Genomic DNA, 22,649 nt, shown 5'->3' on the forward strand with positions numbered 1-22,649 from the left:
TAGATCTAAAAATAGCTTTAAACGACAAAATAGATATATTATAGCGACTCGCAAGGAGAGAGTCATGGATGCCGAAGCGCGCCTGAAGGCTTGGAACAAGCAAGGATTTTTCGTGATCCGCGGCCTGGTCGATGCCGCCGCCGCCAAGGCGGTCGAGGATGAGGTGATCGCGCGCATCCGCGCCCATCCCCCCGAAAGCCACCCGGGCGAGACGATCTATCAGGCCGGCACCAGCGACTATGCGATCTTCCCCGAAAAGGAACCGAGCCCGACGGCGCGCAATCCCGAAGACCGCATCGCCAAGGTCTTCAACTGCCATACCGAAGGCATGACCCGCAAAATCGCCGGGAGCGACGCCGTCGCCGACGTCGTCGAAGGCCTGCTCGGCCCCGACATCGACTGTTTCCAGAGCCAGTTCATCTTCAAGAACCCCGGCGTCATCGGCCAGCCCTGGCATCAGGACAGCTATTATTTCCGCTTCGACCGCCAGCCGCAGGTCGGCGTCTGGCTCGCATTGAGCCGCGCCACCTTGGAAAATGGCTGTCTGTGGGTGCTGCCCGGCTCGCACAAGGGCCCGATCCACGACCATGTCCCCGACCGCCGCCCCGCCGCGAACCGCGCCTATACCGAAATCGTCAGCGAGGACGACAGCGCCCGCGAACCGGCGCTGATGGAGCCCGGCGACGTCCTCTTCTTCCACTCCTATCTGATGCACATGTCGACCGACAATGTCGCCGCCGAACGCCGCGCCGCGATGGTCTATCACTTCGCCCGCGCCGGCACAGAGGCAATCAATCCCGAAGCCGCGGCATCGCTCGCACCCGTCAACCGCTGGATCCCCATCCGCCGCAAGGAGGCCGAAGCCGCATGACCGCGCCCTATCGCATTCACCCGCAGAACCACGGCTTTTCGTGGACCGACGCACCCGACACTCCGATGCGTCTGGTGACAGCCGAGCAGAAAAAGCAGTTCGACGAGCAGGGCTATTTCATCCTGCGCGGCGCGTTCAGCGATGCCGAACTCGATACAGTAGAGGCGGCGATCGACCCGCTCGAACATCAGCATGAAATGGCGATCCGCGCGAAGGAGGAAGGCCGCGAGGGCATTTCCACCGCCGACGCGATCACCTTCACCGGCCATGTCGTCAAACAGTCGTCGATCCTGAAATCCTTCGCGGCGCATCCGGTGATCGCCGACGTCTGCCACGATTTGATCGGCCCCGACGTCCGCCTCTATTGGGACCAGTCGGTCTATAAGAAATCGGGCGTGCCACAGGAATTCCCCTGGCATCAGGACAATGGCTACACCTTCATCGAGCCGCAGCAGTATCTCACCTTCTGGATCCCGCTCGTCGATGTCGACGTCGACAATGGCTGCCCGTGGATCGCGCCCGGGCTGCACAAGCTCGGCACGCTCGAACATTGGATCACCCCGATCGGGCTCAAATGCCTCGAAGAGGCCGAGGATGCCGTGCCCGCGCCCGGCAAGCGCGGCGACATCATCATCTTCTCCTCGCTCGCCCCGCATCGCACCGGCCCGAACCTGAAGGCAGGAACGGTGCGCAAGGCCTATATCCTCCAATATGCTCCCGACGGCGCCGAGGCGTGGACGAGGGACGGCGCGCGTGTGCCGCAGACCGATCCCGATCGCCAGTTTCCGATCCTGAAGGACGGGAAACGGCCGTGACCGCCGACGAACTCGCCGCTTTTGCCGAAGCCTTCCGCCGCGATGGCTTCGTTCATGTTCCCGGCGTAATCCCCGCTGACGAACTCGCTGTCTACGCCGCCGCGGTCGACGAAGCGGTCGCCAAACGCAAGGCAAACGACACGCGGACGCTCGACGAGAAATCGCCCTATGAGCAAAGCTTCCTCCAGTGCCAGTATATCTGGGAAGATTTCCCCGGCGTCCGCCCGCTCACCTTCCACCCGAAAGTCGGCGAAGTCACTGCGGCGCTGCTCGGCGCCGACCGGGTACGGCTATGGCACGATCAGGCGCTCTACAAGGAGGCCGGCGGGCGCGAGACCGAGGCGCATCAGGACCAGCCCTATTGGCCGATCGTCGAACGCGACACCGCGACCGCATGGATTCCGCTGATGAAGGTCGATGCTGAAATGGGCTGCATGGGCTATGTCCCCGGCTCGCATCAGGGCGACGCGGAGTTTATCGACATCTTCGGCACCCCCGGCGACGGCAAGCGCCTTGTCGACAAATATGCCGATACGCCGCCGGTGTTCATCGAATGCGAACCGGGTGACGTGATCTTCCACGGCGGCTACACCACACATATGGCCAAGGCGAACCGCTCCGACCACACACGCCGCGTCTATACCGCCATCTATTTCGCCGACGGGTCGCACCGCGGCGGCACGCGCGCGCACCCGTCGGTCGACCGCGACGCGATCCCCGACGGCGGCATCATCGACGGCGGGGCCACCCCGGTCACCTGGCCGCTCGCGGGCGGACGCATTCCCGCCCCCGAGCCATGGCCCGACAGCGGCCTCGAATGGCGCGAGCGCGCCGAACGGCTCGGCATCATCCCGAAGCGCGCATGACCGGGCCGTTCGTCCGCCAGCACGGCCCGCTCTTCCTCGATACCGATGGCGGACAGGTGATGCTGCGCGGCGTCAATCTTGGCGGCGACTGCAAGGTTCCGCCCGGTCAGGGCACCGACGTTTATAGCGATTTTTCCGATCACCGGACGGTCTCCTTCATCGGCCGCCCCTTCCCGCTCGCCGAGGCCGACGAGCATCTCCGCCGCATCGCCGGCTGGGGTTTCAACACGCTGCGCCTGCTGACGACCTGGGAGGCGGTCGAACATGCGGGGCCGGGCGAATATGACACCGCCTATCTCGACTATCTGACCGAAATCGCGCGCAAGGCCGGCGAGCATGGCCTCTTCCTCTTCGTCGACTTCCATCAGGACGTGTGGAGCCGCATGTCGGGCGGCGACGGTGCCCCCGGCTGGGCGTTCGAGGCGGTCGGGCTCGACTTCACCCGATTCGACGCCGCGCGCGCCGCGCATGTCATGCAGGCGCGCTACGACTATGCGTCACCCGAAAAGCTGCAGGCCGCCTATCCGCAGATGAGCTGGGGGTCGAACTATCGCCTGCCCGCCAACGGTATCATGTGGACGCTGTTCTGGGCAGGACGCACCGTCACCCCCGATTTCCGGATCGGCGGCGTCAATGTGCAGGATTATCTGCAGGGCCATTATCTCGGCGCGGTCGATCAGGTCGCGCGGCGGCTCGCCGCGATGCCGCACGTCCTCGGTTTCGACAGCCTCAATGAACCGAGCCTCGGCTGGGCGGGACAAGCGATCGCCTATCGCCATCTCGCCATGTCCGAAACCAACCCCGAACGTCCACGCATCGGCCCGGCGCTCGCGCCGCTCGATGCTATCGCGATGGCGCGCGGGCTGAGCGTCGAGGTGCCCGTACTCACCCGCGACGCCGCGGGCGCCGCGGTGCCGACGACGACGCAGGTCTTCAACCCCGGCGGCGTGTCGATCTGGCGCGACGGGCACGGCTGCCCGTTCGAGGCGGCGGGGCTCTACCGCATCGCGGACGGCACCACAGTCGCGACGGGCGAAGACCGGCTCGCCGCGATCGATCCGACGCACGACATCTATCGTCCCTTCTTCCACCAGGTCGCCGACACGATCCGCCGGCACCAGCCGGGCTGGACCCTGTTCGCCGAAATGGATGTCTTCGCGCATATCGCGGGCCGCCGCTTTCCGGCCGACCTGCCCGAACGCACCGTCAATGCAAGCCATTGGTACGACATGGCCATGCTCTATCTGAAGCGCTTCGACCCCGCGAACCACCGCGACGCCGCCACCGGCGATGCCGAGCGCGGGTCGGAGGCGATCGCCGCGCGCTATCGCCGCCAGCTTGGCAGTTTCGCCGCCGAGAGCGCCCGATTCCCCGGCGGTGCCCCGACATTGATCGGCGAATTCGGCATCCCCTACGATCTGTCCGAAGGCGAAGCCTATGCCCGCTGGGCAGCGGGCGAGCGCGACGGCGTGTGGGATCAGCACGAAGCGGCGCTGAGCCTGATGTACGACGCGATGGATGCGCTCGGGCTCCATTCGACCCAGTGGAACTACACTGCCTCGAACCGCAACGATCTGCGCGTCGGCGACGGGTGGAATCAGGAAGATCTGTCGATCTTCTCGCGCGACCAGCAGGACAGCGCGAACGACGACGGCGGCCGCGCCGTCGCGGGGTTCAGCCGCCCTTATGTGCGGCGCACGCAGGGCCGGCTGTCATCGGTGTGCTTCGACCGCAAGACCCGGCTATTCACCGCCGAACTACAGGCCGACGCCGCGATCCGCGGCGTGACCGACCTCTACATACCCCGCATCCAATATCCGAATGGCTTCGTCGTCCGCTGCGAAGGCGTGCCGGCCGAAATCGACATCGATGCGGCGGGTCAGCGGGTTACGATCCGGGCGACCGCCAGCGGCGCGATGCAAATCGAGATCGAAGCCGCCGGCTGATCAATCGGCCGCGCGGCGCCGCCGCTTCTTCCCGCCCTCAAGCTTCAGTTTTTCGATGATCGAATTGCGCACTGGCTCATTGGCGGCAAAATATTCGTCGATCAGCGCCAGCGCGCGTGGCTTGTCGCGCGCGACCAGCGCGTCGACGATCGCGCGATGCTTGCCCAGCACGTCCTCGTCGGCGCTCGCACGGCTCTCGCTCGGCGACGCGAACAGGTTGACATAGCGTTCGAGCCGGAAGCCGATATCGCCCAGCATCTGCATCAGCAGCGGCGAACGGCAGCCCGCGAGCAAGGTGCCGTGGAACTCCCAATAGGTGCGCTGCCATTGCTCGCGCGACTGCGGATCGCCGCCCGGCTGCGCGACCTTCGCCTTCGACGCGCGGTGGAGTTGAACCACCACGCTCTCCTCCCACGCATCGTCGGCGAGGTCGATCGCCATCTCGATCGCCAGCTTGTAGAGCCGCTGGTAGACCGCACGCACATCGTCATAATCGTCGAGCGACACGGGCGCGACCCGATAGCCCTTTTGATGCTCGTGGATGACGAGCCCGCTTTCGGACATCAGCAGGATCGCTTCGCGGATCGGGCTATGCCCGACGCCATAAAATTGGACGAGATGCTCGACCTTCAACCGCTCATGCGGTTCGAACACCCCGCGCACGATGTCACGCCGCAGCCAGAAGGCGGCCGCCTTCGACGGATTCTGCGCCGGATCGAACGGACCCGATATACCCTGGTCCGAAAAGGTCGAAATCGATGGAATGTCGGTCGTCACAGACAATATTCCATACGGACTATCGCACGATAGTCCAGCGCCGCGAACGATCGATCAGCCGCCGCGTACCTGTTCCCGTTCGGCGAGCTTCTGCGCGCGAATATCCTTCTTCAGCACCTTGCCGACTTTCGAACGCGGCAGGTCGTCCCATATCTCCAGCTCCTTCGGCGCCTTGACGCTGCCGATCGCCGCCTTGACGTGCGCAATCAGCGCCTGCGGACCGGCGCTTTGCCCCGCGCGAAGCTGGACCACAGCACAGACGCGCTCGCCCCATTTGTCATCGGGCAGCCCGAACACGGCGCCGTCCTGGACCGCCGGATGCGACAGCAGCGCCTGCTCGACCTCGGCCGAATAGACGTTGAAGCCGCCGGTGATGATCATGTCCTTGGCGCGGTCGACGATGAAGAGGAAATTGTCGGCATCAAGGTAGCCGATATCGCCGGTGCGGTGCCAGCCATTCACCGTCGCCTCGGCGGTCGCGGCGGGGTTCTTGTAATAGCCGTCCATCACCAGCGAACCGCGCACGCCGATCTCGCCGCGCTCACCCTGCGGCAGCGCCGTGCCATCGTCGCCGAGGATCGCGACCTGCACCAGCGGCCCCGGCCTGCCCGCCGACGACAGCCGGTCGCGGGCCACCGATCCGTCGGCACGGAAATGATCTTTCGGCGCCATCATCGAAATCATCATCGGCGCCTCGGTCTGCCCGAACAATTGCGCCATCACCGGGCCGAGCTTGCCGATCGCCTCCTCCAGCCGCGCCGCCGAAATCGGCGCCGCGCCGTACCAGAAGCATATCAGCGAAGAGAGGTCGGTCGCCGCCAGATCGGGATGGTCGATCAGCATATAGATCAGCGTCGGCGGCAGGAAGGTGTGAGTCGCCCGGTGCCGCGCGGCGAGCGTCAGGAATTCGCCGATATCGGGATAAGGCATGATCACGATCTCGCCGCCATGCGCCATGATCGGAAAGGCGAGCACGCCGGCCGCATGGGTCAGCGGCGCCATCGCCAGATAGACCGGCCGCCCTTCGAACGGATAGCCCATCAGGGTCAGCGCGGTCATCGCCTCGAGATTGCGATTGGTCAGCATCACGCCCTTGGGATGGCCCGTCGTCCCGCCGGTTCCGGGCAGCATTGCCAGGTCGCTGACGGGCGCCGCCGTAAATGGGACGTCGGCAACGCCCGCCAGCCACTGGTCGAGCGATGGCGCAAAGGGCTGCTCGGCATCGAGGCAGACGATGACCTCCAGCTTTGGCAGATCCTTTCGCAGCGCATCGACCAGTTCGGCGAATTTCGAATGAAAGAACAAGGCGTCGCAGTCGAAATTGTCGAGGACATAAGCATTCTCGGCAGCTTCGTTGCGCGGGTTGATCGGGCACCACACCGCGGCGGCGCGCGAAATGGCAAAGACGCAGGCGAAGGCGACCGGATCGTTGCCCGACAGGATCGCGACATGCTTGCCCGGCGTGATCCCCGCGCCGTTCAGCCCGCGCGCGACACGGTGGGTCAGCGCCTGCACCGCGCCATAGGACAGGCTCTTCCCGTCCATCGTCAGGCAGGGCGCATCGACGCCGAGCGACGCCCCCTTGTCGAGCCAGTCGACCAGCCGCATCAGCCCTTCTCCTCAGTCGTGGACCGTGACGATCGGTTTCAGGACGAGCCCGAACTGGCGCAGCGCGCCCAATATCTCGCGGTGCCCGAAAGCCTGGCAGGCCGAAGCAAATCCGGTGCGGCGCGGCGGCTGCTGGAGCAGGTTCGCCGCGGCCCATGCCTGCATCAGCCCGGTCTGCTTATAATTGCAATTGCCATGGATCAGCACATGCGCGCGGCCAAGCGGGCCTGACGCATAAACAGAATCGATGCTCGTGTTGAGGCGCGGATTTTCGCGCGGCGGCATGTCGCCCTGCACCGATTCGGCCATTTTCGCGAGCGCCGCTTCCTGCTCCTTGAACGGTAAGGGCTTGATATCGGTATCGATCATCTTGGTCATGGCCACAACATTGTCCATGACCTCGCGCGCAAACACCCCCCCATAAACCTTCACGGTCGACACCCGCGGATCCTGCTTGAACCAGATCGGGTGCGAGGTGCCACCCCACGGCAGCGTCAGCGCGGTAGCATGCTGGCCGGGGACTTGGCATTCGGTCGCGGTCAGCGTCGGCCATTGAACATATTGATTGTTTTCAAGATAATACCAGTCGGCCTTCAGGATCGTGAAGATCGTCTGGACCGAGGCATAGGTCGGGAACCCCTTCCACAGCACCAGCATGTCGAGCGTGTCGAGCCCCGGCATCGTCTCCAGCGCGATATTCGCCGCAATCTCGCCGGTCGTGTACATTTGCGCGACGCAGGGCGACAGCAGCAGGCCTTTCTTGGCGAAGGCATCGCCCCATTTTTCCTGCGCCAGCAGCATCCAGTCCTGCTCGCCGGTGGTGTCGAGATAATGGACGCCGGCGTCGAGGCACGCCTCGACCGTCTCGGGGCCATATTTGATGAAGGGACCGACCATGTTGCACACGACACTGGCGCCCTTGAACAGCTTGGTCAGCGCCTTCACGTCATGCTCGACCTCGACGACCTCATAGTCGGCGGTCTCGATGCCGGGGACCTTGTCCATCACCTCCTGCACGCGCTGCTTGTCGCGCCCCGCAGCGATGAAGGGAATGCCCAGCTCGCGCAGATATTCGCAGACAAGACGGCCGGTGTAGCCCGAGGCGCCATAAACGATGACAGGTTTCTTTTTGCTCATAACCCCGATCCCTTTTTCATTGATTTCATTGGTCAAACTGCGGTGTAGCCGCCGTCGACGATCAGCTCGCTGCCGCACATATATGCGGCATCGTCGCTGGCGAGGAACAACAGCGGGCGCGCGATCTCGCGCGGCGTGGCCATGCGGCCATAAGGAATCGCGGCGACGGTCGCGGCGGCGAAACCCGCGGCATCCTCGCCCAGCGTCCCCACCGCATCGGCGACCAGCTTGGTTTCGCAATAGCCGGGGTGCAGCGAGTTGATCCGCACCGGCCAGCCCTTGCGCGCGCAATCGACCGCGACCGCCTTGGTCAGCATCGCGACCCCGGCCTTGCTGGCATTATAGGCCGGGAACAGCGGCTCGGCGACGTTGGCGGCGATCGACGCGACGTTGACGATCACCCCGCCCCGTTCCTTCATCACCGCGATCGCGGCACGGACGCCCAGGAAGACGCTCTCCAGATTGACCGCCATCAGCCGTTGCCATTCGGCAATGTCGGTATCGACGACCGACTTCAGGAACCCCATGCCCGCATTGTTGACCAAGATGTCGAACTTGCCCTCGCGGCCGGTGATTTCTGCAATCAGCGCCGTCCATCCGGCTTCATCGGCCACGTCCTGCCGCCGTGCCTCGGCCTTCAGCCCTTCCGCCCGGATCGCAGCGGCCGCGGCCTCAGCCTCGTCGGCATCGATATCGGTGATCGTGACCGATGCCCCTTCGCGCGCGAATTCCTGCGCAGCGGCGAGCCCGATGCCGCGCGCGGCGCCAGTAATCAGGACCGTCTTGCCCGTAAAACGCATCATCCGATGCTCCTCTTGTAAAATGGCCCGGGTCGGGAACGGCGGGCGGGAGGGGTGCCCGCCGTTCCCTGCTCCGGAGGTTCAGAAACTGAACGTCGCTTCGACGCCGTAGGTACGCGGCGTGCCGCGGTTCAGATAATCGAGCCCGAAGACATCGATATTGAGCCCGTAGGTGTAATAATATTTGTTGGTCAGATTCTTGACCCACGCGCTGACCGACAGATTGTCGTTGGCCTTGTAGGTCAGGCGGCTGTTGACGAGCCAATAGCCCGGATTGCCGCAGGTGAAGGCCACCCCGGCGGGCCGCACCGCTCCCGGCGCGCCGGGCTTGTCGCAGGGGTCCAGCCCATAGTCGCCAAAGGCGTCGAAATAATATTTGCCCATGTAGCTCGCATCGCCGCGCAAGGTCAGCTTGCTGTCGCCATGGTCGAAGATATCCCAGTCGAAGCCCGCGTTGAATGTGACCTTCGGCGCGTTCGGAAAGGGGTTGCCGTTGACGTTGCGCGTGAACTGGGTCGCCGGGTCATTCGGATCGACGACATTGCCCTTATATTTGCTGTTGAGATAGCCGAACGAGGCATTGAGCTGCACGCCGTCGACCGGCGCGACGGTCAATTCGGCCTCGCCGCCCCAGACCCGGCCGTTGGCGCTGCGGGTAAAGGTGGTGGCGCCGACCACCTGCGTCGTCTGCTGGTTCGAATAGTCATAATAGAAGCCAGCCAGGTTGAGCTGAACGCGGCGGTCGAGGAATTGCGTCTTCAACCCGCCTTCATAGGCATTCACCTTCTCGGGCTGAATGTAATAGACCTGGTTGGTGCCCTGATAGGCCAGCCCGTTATAGCTGCCGCTGCGATAGCCGCGGCTATATTGGATATAACCCATGACATCGTCGGTGAACTTGTAGCTGATGTTGGCGCGGCCGGTCAGGCGGTTCGCCTTTTCGCTAAGGTTCATCTTCGGCAGGTTGGGGTCATAGGGGAAGGCATAAGGGATCAGATTGACCGCGGGCGTCGTGCCGTCGAGCGCGTAGACGAAGGTGCTGCCGTTCCGGAACTTCACCTTGTCCATCGTGTAGCGCAGGCCCACCGCGAGGGTCAGCTTGTCGGTCGCTTTCCACGTCAGGTCGCCATAGATCGCCTTCGACGGGCGCTGGATATCGAACTGCTGTTTGCCCAGAATGGGTCCGAACGGTCCCGCGCCGGCGGCCAGGCAGCCCTGATAATAAGCGCCGCCGGCCGGGAAATTGCCCGTGTTGTTGATCGCGGCGTCGGTCTGGTAGGCGACCAGCGTCCGCGCGTCGAAAAAGCCGTTCGGGTTGACGACGACCGGATCGCAGAAGCCCGCCGATGTCGGGGTCAGGGTCGGATCGAGCGCGAATGCGGGCAGCACGCGGATCGAATCGGGGGTTCCGATCGCGGTGTTGTTGTAACTGCCCGGAACGCCGAGCCCCAGCAGCATCGGCCGGAGCGCGCCGAAGAAGTCGGGTTCGTTCCGCGTCTTGATGGTGTCCTTGCCATAATAGAGCCCGCCGACGAAATCGATACTGTCGTCGGAATAGTTCAGGCGCAGATCCTGGTTGAAGTTCCTGCTGCTGCTGTTGAACCGGATCGAGCAGACGTCCAGCGGCGAGCCGTCGCAGTCGTTGGGCGAGATGCTATACTTGCCCGTGTCATAACCGGTGATCGAGGTCAGTGTAAAATAGTCATTGAGTTCCAGCGCGATGTTGAGCGCGACACCCTTTGACGAGGAGAGCGACTTGCCGCCCTGATCGGCGGACACCTCGTTCTTACCCAGCGCGCGGCCGCCGTTCTGCGCAGGATTGAAGCGCGAATAGCCGACGATATCTTCGCCATTCGCAAACTGGCCGATCGAATAGGCATTGGCCGTCCAGGGATCGTCCTTTGCGGCATAGACTTTCAGGTTGATGTCGAGCGTGTCGGTCGGCTTCCAGCGCAGCGAAATGCGGCCGGCCATCGAATCGGTGTTGGCGACATGGCGATCCTGCGCGGGATTATATTGCCAGCCGTCGCCCTTTGCGACCGTCCCGGCGACGCGGATGCCGAGGACGTCGGGGATCAGCGTCTTTTCAAAGCCGCCCTCGACCGTCTTGGTGTCGTAATTGCCATAGCCGATCGTGAAATAACCTTCGTCTTCGCCGAGCTTCGGTTTCCGGGTGAAGAAGCTGATCGCGCCGCCCGTGGTGTTGCGGCCATAAAGCGTGCCCTGCGGGCCGCGGAGCACCTCGACGCGGTCGATATCGTAGAGCTGCCCGCCGTGGCTGGCGCGGAAGCTCTGATAGACTTCGTCGACATAGACGCCGACCGGCGACGCGGTCGACGCCGAAAATTCATTGGCGACCGAAATCCCGCGCAGCGAGAAATTCGGCTGGGTCTTGCCATAGGGGGTCGAGATCTGGAGGCTCGGCACCGCGCCCATCAGGTCGGAGGTTTCGTTGATCCCGCGCGCCGCGAGCGCATCGCCACCGATCGCCGACACCGCGGCGGCAACATCCTGCAACCTCTGTTCGCGTTTCTGCGCGGTGACGACGATTTCGGCGATCCCGCCGCCGCCCGTTTCGGCGGCTTCGGTGGTTTCAGCCGGAGCCGCGGGTGCCTCTTGCGCCGATGCGGCGCCATGCCATCCCATCAGCATGGTGGTCGACAGGCAGGTTGCCAGAATAGCTTTGTTGGTCACGCCTTCTCTCCCATGGTTGGAGACCCGTTCTGCGTCAGGTCTTCGTCGGGATGGAGGCTATGGCGACTGGCGGCGGCGCGACAGATAAGGCGACGGGGGGAGCGATGGGGGGGATGACCGCTTCATCTTGCCGATCGCGCGCAGGCGCGATAGCCAGTGGGGACAGATGGAGGGGCAGGCATATGACCATCCAGCCGGGATCGAGGACAGACGCCAGGGCACCGCGCGAAGCGGCAGGCGCGCATGCGGCCGCGCCCTTTATGCCGCGCAAGTTCACGCCGCCGCGTTTTCCCGCCGACCTCGTCGGGTGCGACCGCCGCGCAGGCTGGCTCGACGTGCTGGCGGAGCATGAGATTTGCACCGTCCGGGCGCCCGCGGGATATGGCAAGACCGCCTTTTGCGCGACACTGTTCGCCGAGGCGCAAGCGGCGGGCTGGTACGCCGGCTGGGTGTCCTTCGACCCCGAAGACAATGAATCCGCCGTGATCGGCCATATATTCGAAGCCATCCGGCTGGCACAGGGCGCGGCAATGGACAACGGCTTCGCCGCTGGTCCCGCGTCGCCCGCACTTCTTGCCGCGATGCTGGCGCGCCTGATCGATGCGAACGACGGTCCGCTGCTGCTCGTCCTCGACGATATCGACCGCCTGACCGACGCGCGCGCGATCGAGGTGCTCAACCGGCTGCTTCGCCATCCGCCCGAAAAACTGCGCCTCATCCTGTCGAGCCGCTCGCGGCCCTCGGTGCAGACCGATGCGGCGGCAAGCCGCGGCATGCTACTGCGGATCGGCGGCGCCGAACTCGGCCTGTCCGATGAGGAGATGCTGGCTTTCCTGCGCCATGCGGGGACGGCGATCGACATGCGCGGCTGCGCCGACCTCAATCGCTTTCTCGAAGGCTGGCCGGCGGGGGCGAGGCTGGCGGCGAGCCGCCCTGCCCCGCTCGCCATGTCCGACCGGCCGCTGCTGACCGGCCGCATCGCCGACCATCTGGCGTCGCTGTTAGACGATCTGCCGGACGCCGCGTCGCTTTTCCTGCAACGCTGCGCAGCCGCACCGCGCCTCAACGCCGACCTCTGCCGCCTGCTCGGCGGCGACAAGGAGCCGGCAACGCTGCTCGACGACCTCGCGGCACAAGGGCTGTTCATCGATGCCCTGGCGCCGGGCGACCAATGGTATCGGCTCCATCCCGCGTTCCGCGCCGTGCTGCAGCGCCGCCTTGCCGCGCGCGATCCGGCGCAGGCGGCCCAGCTCCACCGCGTCGCCGCCCGCTATTATGCCGCGCAGGATTTCACGGCCGAGGCGATCGAACAGCTGTTTGCGTGCGGCGACCTCGATGAAGCGGCAACACAGGTCGCGGGTCTTGCCATGGCGATGATCGAACGCGGCGAAATCGAGCCGCTGTCGCGCTGGATCGCTCAATTGACCCCCGCGCAGATCGACGCGCGGCCGGACCTCCAGCGCGCTCACGCCTGGCTCCTGACCCTGACCGCGCACCCGGACGCCGGTGCCGCTATCGCCCGGCTCGAAGCCGGCGAGGCGGACGCGCTGACCTTTTTTCATCGCGCCTCTGTCAAAGACTGCCCAGAAGAGGTCATCGAAACCTGCGACCGGCTGCTCGCATCGCCCGGCGCGCTTTCGGCGTTCGCCATGGCCATGATCCGCGTCGTGCAGGCCCAGGGCGCGCTAAAGCGCGGGCTGTTCGGCCTCGTCCACGACACCATTCGCCCGTTGACGCTCGGCGGCGCCAAACACCCCCTCGACCTGCCGCTCGCGCTTGCCATCTGCCTGCGCGCCGCGACCTCGCGGGCGCAAGGGCAGCTTGGCGAAGCCGAGCGCGTGCTCAGCGCCGCGCGCCGCGACATCGCCGAACCCACGCTCGCCACCGCGCTGATCGATGCGGCGCTTGCCCGCTGTGCCTATGAACGCGACGAACTCGACAAAGCGGCCGGACTGGCGGCCAGCGCCCTCCCCCTTCTCGCGCAGAGCTGTTTTCAGGACGCGCTCCTCCACGCGTTCCTCGTCAGCATCCGCACCGCGGCGAGCCTCGCCCAACCCGACCAGGCGGCCGCGCTGATCGACCGTGCCGAGGTAATCGCCTTCGAACGCGGCTGGGCGCCGCTCAAGGCGCTCTGCATCATCGAACGCGCACGGCTGCGGCTGCCGCAGACGATCGACCCCGAAACGGTCGTCGCCATCGCCGACGAGGATGCGGCGGTGCGCGATCCGCTGTCGGCGCCGGGCCGCGCCTTTGCCCTGCTCTCCGAAATGCGCGCCTATGAAGCGATCGCACTCGGCGACCGCGCGCGCCTGACCCTCATCGCGGAACGGCTGTTGCGGCTCGCCTCGCATGCCGACGATGCCGAACTGCGCGCCTCGGCGACGCTGTTCAACATCCTGCCGCAGCTCAGCGGGCGCTGCGACAAGATGGTCGCGCTCGAAATCGTCCGCTTTCTCAACCACGCCGCCAGCGTCGGTTTCCGCCGCACGATCGTCGACGTGCTCGACGTGACCGGGGTGCGCGCCGTCCAGAATTTCTGCAGCGAGGCCTATTCCTCGGGCTCGTTCCTCGCGCTGCTCAAGCTCGCCGATCCGTCGCGCCGCGACCACCGGCTCGAAGGCCAGCATGTCACCGCGCCGGGCGAGGATTTCTCGTTCCTCACCGAACGCGAGATCGACATTCTGGGGGCGCTGAAGGCGGGCGAATCGAACAAGGAAATCGCGCGCGCCCTGGGTCTCGCCCCCGAAACGGTGAAATGGCACCTCAAAAATGTGATGCGCAAACTGCGCGCGGCGAGCCGCGAGGAAGCGGTCCAGAACGCCGCGACGCTCGGCCTGCGCATGGCCGAGCAGGCCGGCTGAATTACCGGCTCAACGTGCGGCGGCGCGCCTCCCGTGTCCGTATCCACTCGGGCCGCAGATAAGGCGCCAGATTGCCGCAAAGCTGCGTCCATTCGGCCGGCGTCACCGGCAGCACCGTCTGCTCGCGCGCGAAATATTCGGCCGGCGACGCCAGCGCGGGCCAGTCGCTGGCAAGGACGAAGCGATCGAGCCCGGTCTTGCGCATGCCGGCGACATAGGCGGCGCGCATCTCGTCATGCGTACGCGTTTCGGTCGATTTCCCGGCTCCGGGAAGCTTCGCCGGATCGAATTGCATCACCGCCGAAATGTCGAGGACAAGGCGGGCCGTCCCCGGCGCCTTGCGGGCAATCGCATCGCCATAGACTGCCAGCGCGTCGAGCGTGGGCTGGTCGATCCCGGCATAGCCGCCGCCATGCGCGATCTGGATCGGCAGGTCGCCCGCCTGCGCAACGACGCGGTCGATGAAGATGTTTACGCCCGCCGCGTAGAACGGCGCCGCGCCGCGCAAGTGGACGACCAGCGGCATCCGCGCCTTGTTTGCCGCGGCGAAGAAATGGCCGAGCGCTTCGACCTGTTCGGCGTTCGCCGTATCGAAACCGCTGTTGCCAAGGTGCAACTTGACCCCCGATGCGCCGGGCTGCCGCGACCAATAATCAAGCTCGTCCAGCGCATTGGGGGCGAACGGATTGATCCCCACGAAAGCGAAGAGGCGCCCCTTCGACGCCAGCGCCGCATCGACGTTGAAGCGGTTTTCGGCGCGCATGCGCTCCGCCCGCACCGCCGGCTCCATCGGCACGGCGGAAAAGCCGAACATATAGCCGGTGGATAGCAGCACCCCCTTATCGATACCCGCCCGATCAAGTTCGCGCAGCGCGTCGGCGCCCGTGCGTTCGGCGAACAGATCGGCGGCAATCCCGTCGAAAATATCGGGTTCGGCGGCCTGCATCGCGCGCAGCTGGTCGGTGATCAGCTTGCTCTGGATATGCATATGATGGTCGGCCCGCGGCGCCGGATCGGCGCGCGCCGCCTCCTGCGCCAGCACCGGAGCAGCGCCGAGCGCCAGCACGGCCGCCGCCAGCAGGGCGGCGACGCGCCTCACTTCTTGTCCTCGACGGGCTTCAGGTCAAGGTCGTGATAGTCCCAGCTGAAGTCGGCAATCTTGCTCACCGCCTTCATCGTCACGCCGGTCACCTTGCCCTCGGCATCGAGCGCGAAGGTCACATAGGCAGGCTCGATGGCCGGATCGTCGAAATCGGTGACGAAGCTGTCATATTGCCAATGCTTGAGCCGCCCTGCCATCCGCGGGGTCGAGGTGAAGTCGATCGTCAGCCCCTGCGGCGTCGCGGCGACGACGATATCGCCATACCAGCGATCGCGGTAACGCCCGGCATAGCGCGCGGGGTCGAGCGACGGCCCGACCTTGGCCGGTGCGGCCTGCGTCTGCGCCAGATATTGCCGTCCGCCTTCCAGCCGCTCCTTATACCAATCCTGCCACTTCGTGGTCCAGCCATAGTCGGGTGACCCGAGATAATGGTCGAGCAGCTTGTACGTCAGCCCGAGCAGCATGCCGCTTTCTTCGCTGTTCATCATGATCGCGAAACCGACGTTCTTGTCCGGGATCATCACGACGCGCGTGATCGATCCGAAGACGCCGCCGCCGTGCGAGATGATCTGGTGGCCGCGATAATCCTGCACCTGCCAGCCGAGCGCGTAAGATTGCATCGTCGGTTCGGCGGGCTTGAGCGCGTCGGGCAACGGCGAGATCGGCATCATCGTCACCGGCTTCCACATCTCGGCCGCCTGCGCTTCGCTGAACAGATGCTTGCCGCCGGGCAGCGCGCCATGCGCAAGCTGGATCTTCAGCCACGCCGCCATATCGTCGGCGCTAAGCGCGAGTCCGCCCGCCGGGGCGCCGTTGCGGCCCAGCTCGTCGCGCTCGTTCAGCGCCTGCTGGTCGCCCAATCCGCGCAGCGGCCCCGACAATCGCGCATGCGGCCATGACCGGTTCGCTATGCGGAACCGGTCTTCGCTGTCGCTCGTCGCATTCTTCATGCCGCCGGGACGCAACACGCGCTCGCGCATGAAGGCTTCCCACGTCTGACCGGTGACTTCCTCGATCAGCTGCCCGGCGACCGCGTAAAGGATATTGTCATAAGCGTAGGCCGAACGGAAACTCGTCGCGGGCTTGAGGAAGGCGACACGCTCGACCGTCTGCTTGCGCGTCAAATGGGTGCGCGGCACGAACATCAAGTCGCCCTGCCCGAGCCCCAGCCCGCTGCGATGGACAAGCAGGTCGCGGATCGTGATCTCGCGCGTCACCCACGGGTCGTACATGCGGAACCATGGCATATGCTCGATGACCTTGTCGTCCCAGCCGATCTTGCCTTCGTCGACAAGGATCGCGAGCGCCGCCGCGGTCATCGCCTTGCCGGTCGATCCGGTCTGAAAGATCGTTTGCGCATCGACCGGCGCGCGCTCGCCGATCTTGCGTACGCCCCAGCCGCGCGACAGCGTCGTCTTGCCCTGTTCGACGATCGCGATCGACACGCCCGGCGCGCCGATTTCCTGTCGCAGCGCCTCGACCTTTTCGGCAAGGTCCTTCGGCGGCTCGGCCCACGCCGGAACGGCGGCACCGAGCAACAACGGCAGGGCAATCAGGCGACGGGCTTTCATGGCAGAATCTCCGATGAAGGAAGCGGGGCACGGCGCAGCAGGCGGTAGACGCCTACGGTCAAAAGCGGCGCGACAAAGACGATCAGGAACAGCCAGGCGAGGAAGCGATAGCCGCTGGCGATCAGGTCGACGAGGCCGATGCGCCCCGCGACGAACATGCACCCGGCCAGGATGACCGCACCGATCGCGGCGCGCATCCCCGGAGTGAGTGCCGGACGCCCGCGGCTCTCGACCGCCCCCGAAATCCGCTCGTTGATCGCATGCACCGACCCCGCCCCGCTTTCGAGCAGCGCGGCGAAAATCATCACCTGGAACAGCACATGAAACCCCGGCACCGTCATCTGGCGCAGCAGGAAATCGGACGGCAAGGTCTCGGCGCCGATCGCGGGATAAAAGGCCATCATCGCGACGAAAAACAGGATCGCCGGCAGCATCGACAACGGCCCCGCAATCAGCCCCGCGACCAGCGCATCGCGCTGGCTGGTCAAATGGCGCAAAACCGGCAGGATCACCACCGCGCCGACGATATTATAGCTCGCATAGGTGAGCCCGCCCGCCATCCAGTTGCCCGCTGGCGGCGGTGCCTGTGCGAACCCCTGCCCGATCAGCCCGCCGAAGCTGGCGAGCGCAAGGACGAGGAACAGGCCATAGACGGCATAGAGCAGGATCGAGATATATTTGAACATCTGCTCGACGGCGCCGGTGCCCCACGCGACCACCGCGACGATCGATACCGCGAGCAGCAGCGATCCCAGCCATTCGGGCCAGCCAAAGGTTGCCGCCCCGATCGCCCCCGCCGCGGCGCCGAACACCGCGAGGATCAGAATGACGAAGATGATGTACGCCGCCTCGAACGCGACCCAGGCCGGACCGAGCAGCCCCTTGAAAAAGCTGCGATAATCATAGGCGCCCAGCGCCCGCGCCAGCGCAAAGGTCAACGCCGCGACGACGCTCCACACCAGCGTCGCAAGCAGCATCGCGGCCAGTCCGCCCCATGGCCCCGACGGCACGAAATATTCGGCCAGTTCGCGCCCGGTGGCATAGCCGCCGCCAATGATCACCGCCTTCAGCGCGAAACCCGGCAGCAGGAAGCGCTGGAACCAGCTTCCTCCCGCTGCCGGATCGCCCACACTCATGCGAGACAATTGTCGACGAGCGCGTCGAACGACGCGCCGCCGCGGATCGGATCGGCGACCGGCAAACCGAGCCGGTCGCGTTCGGCCGCCATCAATGCTTCGGCCCCTTCGGCGTCGAAGCTTGACGTGTTTAAGCTCACCCCGCCGCAACGGATCGCGGGATTGGTGCGGCTGCCCAGGCGGATCGTCATGTCGATGACATCCTCCACCGACGGCAGGGCAAAGCTTTCCATGCCGAGGATCGTCTTGCGCGTCGGATCGTGACAGACGATGAACATATCGGGCTGGCTGCCGTGCAGCAGGCCGAGCGATACCGGCGCATAAGCGGGGTTGAACAGCGACCCCTGCCCCTCGATCACATCCCAATGGCCTGCGGGGGCGTCGGGGCTCAGCATTTCGGCCGCACCCGCCTCGAAATCGGCGATCACGGCGTCCATCGGCATACCCCCGCCGGCGATCATGATCCCCGTCTGGCCCGTCGCGCGAAAATCGGCGTCGATGCCGCGCGCCACCAGCGCGCGATGCAGCGCCAGCGCGGTATATTTCTTGCCGAGCGCACAGTCGGTGCCGACGGTCAGCAGGCGCTTGCCGCTCCGCTTGCGCCCGTTACCGACCGGAATCCCGGCTGGCGGGGTGCGGATGTCGATCAGCCGCTGTCCCGTCCGCCGCGCCGCCTCGGCCAGCGCAGGAACGCTCGCCAGCCGGACGTGCAGCCCGCTGACGATATCGAGCCCCGCCTCCATCGCTTCGACCAGCGCGGCGATCCAGCTTTCGCCGATCACTCCGCCCTGGTTCGCCACCCCGATCACCAGCGACCGCGCACCCGCCGTCCGCGCTTCGGCGGGTGAGAGGCGCGTCAGGCCGGCAGTCACCGTGCAGCCGCCGATCGCCAGTTCACCGATGCAGCGATCGGGTGCCCAATCCGCCAGACCGAAAGCGGTCTTGGCATAGCCCGCCTCGGTCGTGTCACCAAGGAAGAGCAGATAGGGCTGCGGCAGCACGAAATTGTCGGTGAGCCTGCCCGTCGGCGCATTCATCTTTTCCAACTCCAATTCGCTCAGAAGGCCATGTCGACCGCGACGCCGATCGTCCGCGGTTGCAGCGGAATGCTCGACTGATAGGCTTGGGCCCCGAATGCATTAAGCACATAGGAGCGCTGCGTCGATGCGCGCTCGTTGGCCAGGTTGCGGGCGTATATGCGCAACGTCCAATGGTCGTCGAAGGTGACCGCCGCATTGGCGTCCAGAGCCGTATAGGCATCCGACCACAGATTGTCGGGGCTGCTCGAGGGCAAGGAAGCGAGCTTCGACGAATGCCGCACGCCGACACCGACCCGGCCGGTCGCATTGCCGCCGATCGCAAAGCTGTAATCGGCTTGCACCGACCCGGTGAATTTCGGCACGCTGGGCAGGCGCGCGCCGTCGACGCCCGAAATTTCGGGGGCATCGGCGGTCAGCTTCGCATCGGCATAGGCCGCGCTCGCGACCAGCGACAACCCGCGGGCCGGCCGCCAGGTCACGGTACCCTCGACGCCCTTGCTGACGGCAGACGGACCATTGGCCTGCCCCGTCACGCCGCCGAACGGCTGGACGACCTGGATGTCCTTCCAGTCCATATAGAAACCGGCCACTTCGACCGCGAGTTGGCGGCCCAAATTGCCCTTGAAGCCGACCTCGTAATTGACCAGCGTATCGGCTCTCACCTGCGGCGGCACCCCGGGGAACACGACGTTCGGGCCGCCGGGACGATAGCCATTGGCGACGCGGGCGTAGAGCATCGCATCTTCGCTGATGTGGAACTGCGGGCTGATGCTGTAAATGAACACATTCTCTTGGGACTTGCCGGTGAAATTGGCCGGGCCGATGAACGGGCCGCTGCTGATCTGCTGGAAATCCTGTTTGTTCTTCGCGTAGCGAACGCCGCCGGACAGGGCGAACATGTCACCGAAATAGGCCGTCGCATTGGCGAATACCGCCGCTTCCTTGAACGTCGAGGGCAGTGATATGATGGCGCCCGGGTCGAGCGCATTGGGCTCGCCCGAAAAGTCGAAGGTCCGCACCAGCTGATGATTCTCGCTGTCTTCCTTCGTATAGAAAGCGCCGATCAGCCACTCGAAGCGATCGTTGCTGGGCGAGGCGAGACGGATTTCCTGGGTGAACTTCTTGAGATCGAGCCCGATGCTGAACGGCGCGAGGCCTTCGGGTACGGCGCCCTCGGTGAGCTCGTCAAACGCGATCCCGAAGACCAACGTCGCATCCTGCACGCTGTCCGTGCGCGTCTTGCTATAGGTCGAAACCGACGTCAGCGTCGCAAAGCCGAGATCATAGTCGAGCACCGCCGAATAATAGTTTATGCTCTTGTGGAAGGGCTCGGGCAAAAAGGCATTATACGACCAGCCATCGCCGAGCGGGACGCCATCGACGGTCGAGATGACCGCATTGGTCGCGTTCGCGTCGATCGTCTGCCAGATGCCGCCGAGGCGCACCGTGAAATCCTCGGTCGCGTTCCAGAGCAGGCTCACCCGGCCGCCCACCTGCTCGACCGAATTGGCGTCCTTCAGCGCCGGATTGTTGACCGAACTGACGTAACCCGGCGTCTTGCGCCACGAAAAGCTGCCGGTCACGCCCAGCTTGTCCTGGATGATCGGCGCATTGACCATGACCTGCGCCGCCCAGCCCGGATTGCCCGCATGGTCGATGGTGAAGGCTTCGCCGCCGGCCTTGACGCTGAAATCGGTCGTGCTCGGCGCGACGGTCCGGTATTTCAGCAACCCGCCGATCGAGCTGGCGCCGTACAATGTTCCCTGCGGCCCGCGCAGGATTTCCAGCCCGGCGATGTCATAGGGCATCAGGTCGAGCGAATAGGTCGCGCTGCGCGCATAAAGGCTGCTCGACCCGACCGGCGCATCGTCGAGATAAATGCCCACGGCCTGCGCCGAGCCCACCGGCGCGATCCCGCGCAGCGAGATGATCGAGGTGCCCGGTTGCGTGCTGATCACCGTCATTCCGGGAACATAGCCCGCATAATCGACCAGCGACCCCGCGCCTTGCTCGCGCAGCGCATCGCCGTTGACGACGGTGATCGAGATCGGAACATCCTGCAGCGCTTCCTCGCGCTTCTGCGCGGTAACGACGATGACGCCGTCGTCCGCTTCGGCCGCAGCCAAAGCCGCTTCCTGCGCCTGCGCCGGCAATGCCGCGGCCAGCGCGATCAGGCTGCCCGCCGTCAATATGATCTGTTTCCTCATGACTTCACCCCCCAGGTTTGAGCAAGCAGCCGGCGGAAATTGCCGCCGAGCACCGCCCGGATATTATCGTCGGAATAGCCCCGCCGGATCAGCTCCTCGGTCAGGTCGAAGACCTTCTTCGGATGATCGAAACCGTCGATGTCGATCTTGTCGCGAAACGCATAGCTGCCCTTGTAGCCGGCCTTCAGCGCCGCATATTCTTCCGGCTTCATATCGTCATAGCCGTTGAGGTCGGCGTCCGACCCGATGCCGACATGGTCGATACCGACCAGCTTCGCGACATGGTCGATATGGTCGACCATGTGCCCGACATTGGTCGGATCGGTCGTGCGGATGAACATGCGCACCCCGGTGATCCCCATCACCCCGCCCTTCGCTGCGAGCGCCTTGATCGCCGCGTCGGTCTTGACCCGCGGATGGTCGATCAGCGCACGCGCGTTGCTGTGCGTGATCGCGATCGGCCCCTTGGCGATTTCGATGGCGTCGAGCGTCGTCTTGTCGCCGCAATGCGACACGTCGACCAGCATGCCTTCCTTTTCCATCGCGGCGATGATCGCGGCGCCATAGTCGCTGACCCCGCCGTCGACGCGCTCGGTGCTGCCCGATCCGATCATATTCTGGCTGTTATAGGTAAGCTGCGCGCAGCGCAGGCCAAGGCGGCGGAACAGCGCGACATCTTCGACGCTCTCGAACTGCTCGGCATTCTGGATGCCCATGATCACCGCGCATTTGCCGTCCTTCTTCGCCTGGTCGAGATCGGCGACGCCGTCGACCAGCGTGAAGACATGGCTGTTGCGCCCGGCGAACCCCTGCCAGCCGGCTAGATATTCGAGCGCCTGGCTCTTCGCGTCCGGCCCGCCAAGGCCATAGGCGTTGTGAAAACCGGTGATACCGCTCGCGCGGAACTCGGCTGCTTCGGCGTCGGTCAGCCGATGCGCGATATAATCGGCCGACATCGTGATCTTGAGCGGCGCGAGCATGTCGATGACCAGCGACGAGCCGACCAAGTCGACCGCCCGGCGCGAATAGGTCCGGCCCGGCGCCGCCGCAAAGGCATAAGCGCCCCGGTTGATCATCGGTACCGACACAGCCGCCGTCACCGCGCCGGCGACAAGCGCGCGACGCGTCAGCGGGAATGATGACGTCATTCCACCCTCCACCCTTGAAATTAGTATGAGCCGACTATTGTCCTGATCAGAAAAATGTCAACCCATTTAG

At 65.1% G+C, this 22,649-nt stretch carries 16 protein-coding genes; 5 read left to right on the plus strand and 11 right to left on the minus strand.

The window, feature by feature from the left end; all coding sequences use genetic code 11:
• The first annotated feature begins 64 nt into the window (after positions 1 to 64).
• From FHR22_RS08905 to FHR22_RS08920, 4 genes are read left to right on the plus strand one after another with little or no spacing between them, the layout of a single operon-like run.
• Entirely contained in the window at positions 65 to 871 is an 807-nt protein-coding gene (locus FHR22_RS08905; protein ID WP_166941253.1) for a phytanoyl-CoA dioxygenase family protein, read from the plus strand.
• A complete protein-coding gene (locus FHR22_RS08910) occupies positions 868 to 1,686 on the plus strand; it encodes a phytanoyl-CoA dioxygenase family protein (protein WP_166941255.1) in 819 nt (272 codons plus the stop codon). The genes FHR22_RS08905 and FHR22_RS08910 overlap by 4 nt, the downstream gene beginning before the upstream one ends.
• Positions 1,683 to 2,552 (plus strand): phytanoyl-CoA dioxygenase family protein, encoded by an 870-nt coding sequence (locus FHR22_RS08915; RefSeq protein ID WP_166941257.1) that lies wholly within the window; start codon positions 1,683 to 1,685, stop codon positions 2,550 to 2,552. The genes FHR22_RS08910 and FHR22_RS08915 overlap by 4 nt, the downstream gene beginning before the upstream one ends.
• A complete protein-coding gene (locus FHR22_RS08920; protein ID WP_166941259.1) occupies positions 2,549 to 4,498 on the plus strand; it encodes a glycoside hydrolase family 5 protein in 1,950 nt (649 codons plus the stop codon). Before FHR22_RS08915 ends, FHR22_RS08920 begins: the two co-directional genes overlap by 4 nt.
• Here the strand turns inward: FHR22_RS08920 and FHR22_RS08925 are convergent, their stop codons facing one another.
• The 5 genes from FHR22_RS08925 to FHR22_RS08945 form a co-directional block, all read right to left on the minus strand.
• On the minus strand, positions 4,499 to 5,275 hold the full coding sequence (locus FHR22_RS08925; RefSeq protein WP_166941261.1) for a GntR family transcriptional regulator: 777 nt from the start codon (positions 5,273 to 5,275) through the stop codon (positions 4,499 to 4,501).
• Between the two features lie 54 nt (positions 5,276 to 5,329).
• A complete protein-coding gene (locus FHR22_RS08930) occupies positions 5,330 to 6,883 on the minus strand; it encodes an AMP-binding protein (RefSeq protein WP_166941263.1) in 1,554 nt (517 codons plus the stop codon).
• Positions 6,884 to 6,895: 12 nt separating this feature from the next.
• Positions 6,896 to 8,020, minus strand: coding sequence for a DUF5938 domain-containing protein (locus tag FHR22_RS08935; RefSeq protein WP_166941265.1), 1,125 nt, complete (start codon positions 8,018 to 8,020; stop codon positions 6,896 to 6,898).
• A 32-nt stretch (positions 8,021 to 8,052) separates the two neighbouring features.
• Positions 8,053 to 8,823 carry an SDR family NAD(P)-dependent oxidoreductase gene (locus tag FHR22_RS08940; protein ID WP_166941267.1) on the minus strand — a complete coding sequence of 257 codons (771 nt, stop codon included), beginning with the start codon at positions 8,821 to 8,823 and terminating at the stop codon, positions 8,053 to 8,055.
• A gap of 78 nt (positions 8,824 to 8,901) precedes the next feature.
• Positions 8,902 to 11,514: a TonB-dependent receptor gene (locus FHR22_RS08945; RefSeq protein WP_341786588.1), complete on the minus strand. Its 2,613-nt coding sequence runs from the start codon at positions 11,512 to 11,514 to the stop codon at positions 8,902 to 8,904.
• 182 nt (positions 11,515 to 11,696) lie between these two features.
• Between FHR22_RS08945 and FHR22_RS08950 the strand changes: the two genes are divergently transcribed.
• Positions 11,697 to 14,375: a winged helix-turn-helix domain-containing protein gene (locus tag FHR22_RS08950; RefSeq protein WP_166941269.1), complete on the plus strand. Its 2,679-nt coding sequence runs from the start codon at positions 11,697 to 11,699 to the stop codon at positions 14,373 to 14,375.
• Position 14,376: 1 nt separating this feature from the next.
• On the opposite strand, the gene FHR22_RS08955 is transcribed toward FHR22_RS08950, so the two are convergent.
• The 6 genes from FHR22_RS08955 to FHR22_RS08980 are packed head-to-tail and all read right to left on the minus strand — an operon-like array spanning position 14,377 to position 22,579.
• Positions 14,377 to 15,474 (minus strand): amidohydrolase family protein, encoded by a 1,098-nt coding sequence (locus tag FHR22_RS08955; RefSeq protein WP_166941271.1) that lies wholly within the window; start codon positions 15,472 to 15,474, stop codon positions 14,377 to 14,379.
• Positions 15,471 to 17,048: a serine hydrolase gene (locus FHR22_RS08960; protein ID WP_166941273.1), complete on the minus strand. Its 1,578-nt coding sequence runs from the start codon at positions 17,046 to 17,048 to the stop codon at positions 15,471 to 15,473. Before FHR22_RS08960 ends, FHR22_RS08955 begins: the two co-directional genes overlap by 4 nt.
• Positions 17,045 to 18,184, minus strand: a complete 1,140-nt coding sequence (locus tag FHR22_RS08965; RefSeq protein WP_166941275.1) for a YkvI family membrane protein — start codon at positions 18,182 to 18,184, stop codon at positions 17,045 to 17,047. Before FHR22_RS08965 ends, FHR22_RS08960 begins: the two co-directional genes overlap by 4 nt.
• Entirely contained in the window at positions 18,181 to 19,221 is a 1,041-nt protein-coding gene (locus tag FHR22_RS08970; protein ID WP_166941277.1) for an N-acetyltransferase DgcN family protein, read from the minus strand. The genes FHR22_RS08965 and FHR22_RS08970 overlap by 4 nt, the downstream gene beginning before the upstream one ends.
• A 20-nt stretch (positions 19,222 to 19,241) precedes the next feature.
• Positions 19,242 to 21,431 (minus strand): TonB-dependent receptor, encoded by a 2,190-nt coding sequence (locus FHR22_RS08975; protein WP_166941280.1) that lies wholly within the window; start codon positions 21,429 to 21,431, stop codon positions 19,242 to 19,244.
• Positions 21,428 to 22,579, minus strand: a complete 1,152-nt coding sequence (locus FHR22_RS08980; RefSeq protein WP_166941282.1) for a dipeptidase — start codon at positions 22,577 to 22,579, stop codon at positions 21,428 to 21,430. Before FHR22_RS08980 ends, FHR22_RS08975 begins: the two co-directional genes overlap by 4 nt.
• Between the last annotated feature and the right edge of the window lie 70 nt (positions 22,580 to 22,649).

Origin of the sequence: Sphingopyxis panaciterrae, assembly GCF_011762125.1 — a bacterium.
Taxonomy (GTDB): Bacteria; Pseudomonadota; Alphaproteobacteria; order Sphingomonadales; family Sphingomonadaceae; genus Sphingopyxis; species Sphingopyxis panaciterrae.

Bases quoted from the DNA above. Each gene is read 5' to 3' on its own strand.
- FHR22_RS08960 (WP_166941273.1), bottom strand. From the start codon at position 17,048: ATGAAAGCCCGTCGCCTGATTGCCCTGCCGTTGTTGCTCGGTGCCGCC.
- FHR22_RS08975 (WP_166941280.1), bottom strand. From the start codon at position 21,431: ATGAGGAAACAGATCATATTGACGGCGGGCAGCCTGATCGCGCTGGCC.
- FHR22_RS08965 (WP_166941275.1), bottom strand. From the start codon at position 18,184: ATGAGTGTGGGCGATCCGGCAGCGGGAGGAAGCTGGTTCCAGCGCTTC.
- FHR22_RS08930 (WP_166941263.1), bottom strand. From the start codon at position 6,883: ATGCGGCTGGTCGACTGGCTCGACAAGGGGGCGTCGCTCGGCGTCGAT.
- FHR22_RS08920 (WP_166941259.1), top strand. From the start codon at position 2,549: ATGACCGGGCCGTTCGTCCGCCAGCACGGCCCGCTCTTCCTCGATACC.
- FHR22_RS08980 (WP_166941282.1), bottom strand. From the start codon at position 22,579: ATGACGTCATCATTCCCGCTGACGCGTCGCGCGCTTGTCGCCGGCGCG.
- FHR22_RS08970 (WP_166941277.1), bottom strand. From the start codon at position 19,221: ATGAATGCGCCGACGGGCAGGCTCACCGACAATTTCGTGCTGCCGCAG.
- FHR22_RS08910 (WP_166941255.1), top strand. From the start codon at position 868: ATGACCGCGCCCTATCGCATTCACCCGCAGAACCACGGCTTTTCGTGG.
- FHR22_RS08950 (WP_166941269.1), top strand. From the start codon at position 11,697: ATGACCATCCAGCCGGGATCGAGGACAGACGCCAGGGCACCGCGCGAA.
- FHR22_RS08905 (WP_166941253.1), top strand. From the start codon at position 65: ATGGATGCCGAAGCGCGCCTGAAGGCTTGGAACAAGCAAGGATTTTTC.
- FHR22_RS08935 (WP_166941265.1), bottom strand. From the start codon at position 8,020: ATGAGCAAAAAGAAACCTGTCATCGTTTATGGCGCCTCGGGCTACACC.
- FHR22_RS08940 (WP_166941267.1), bottom strand. From the start codon at position 8,823: ATGATGCGTTTTACGGGCAAGACGGTCCTGATTACTGGCGCCGCGCGC.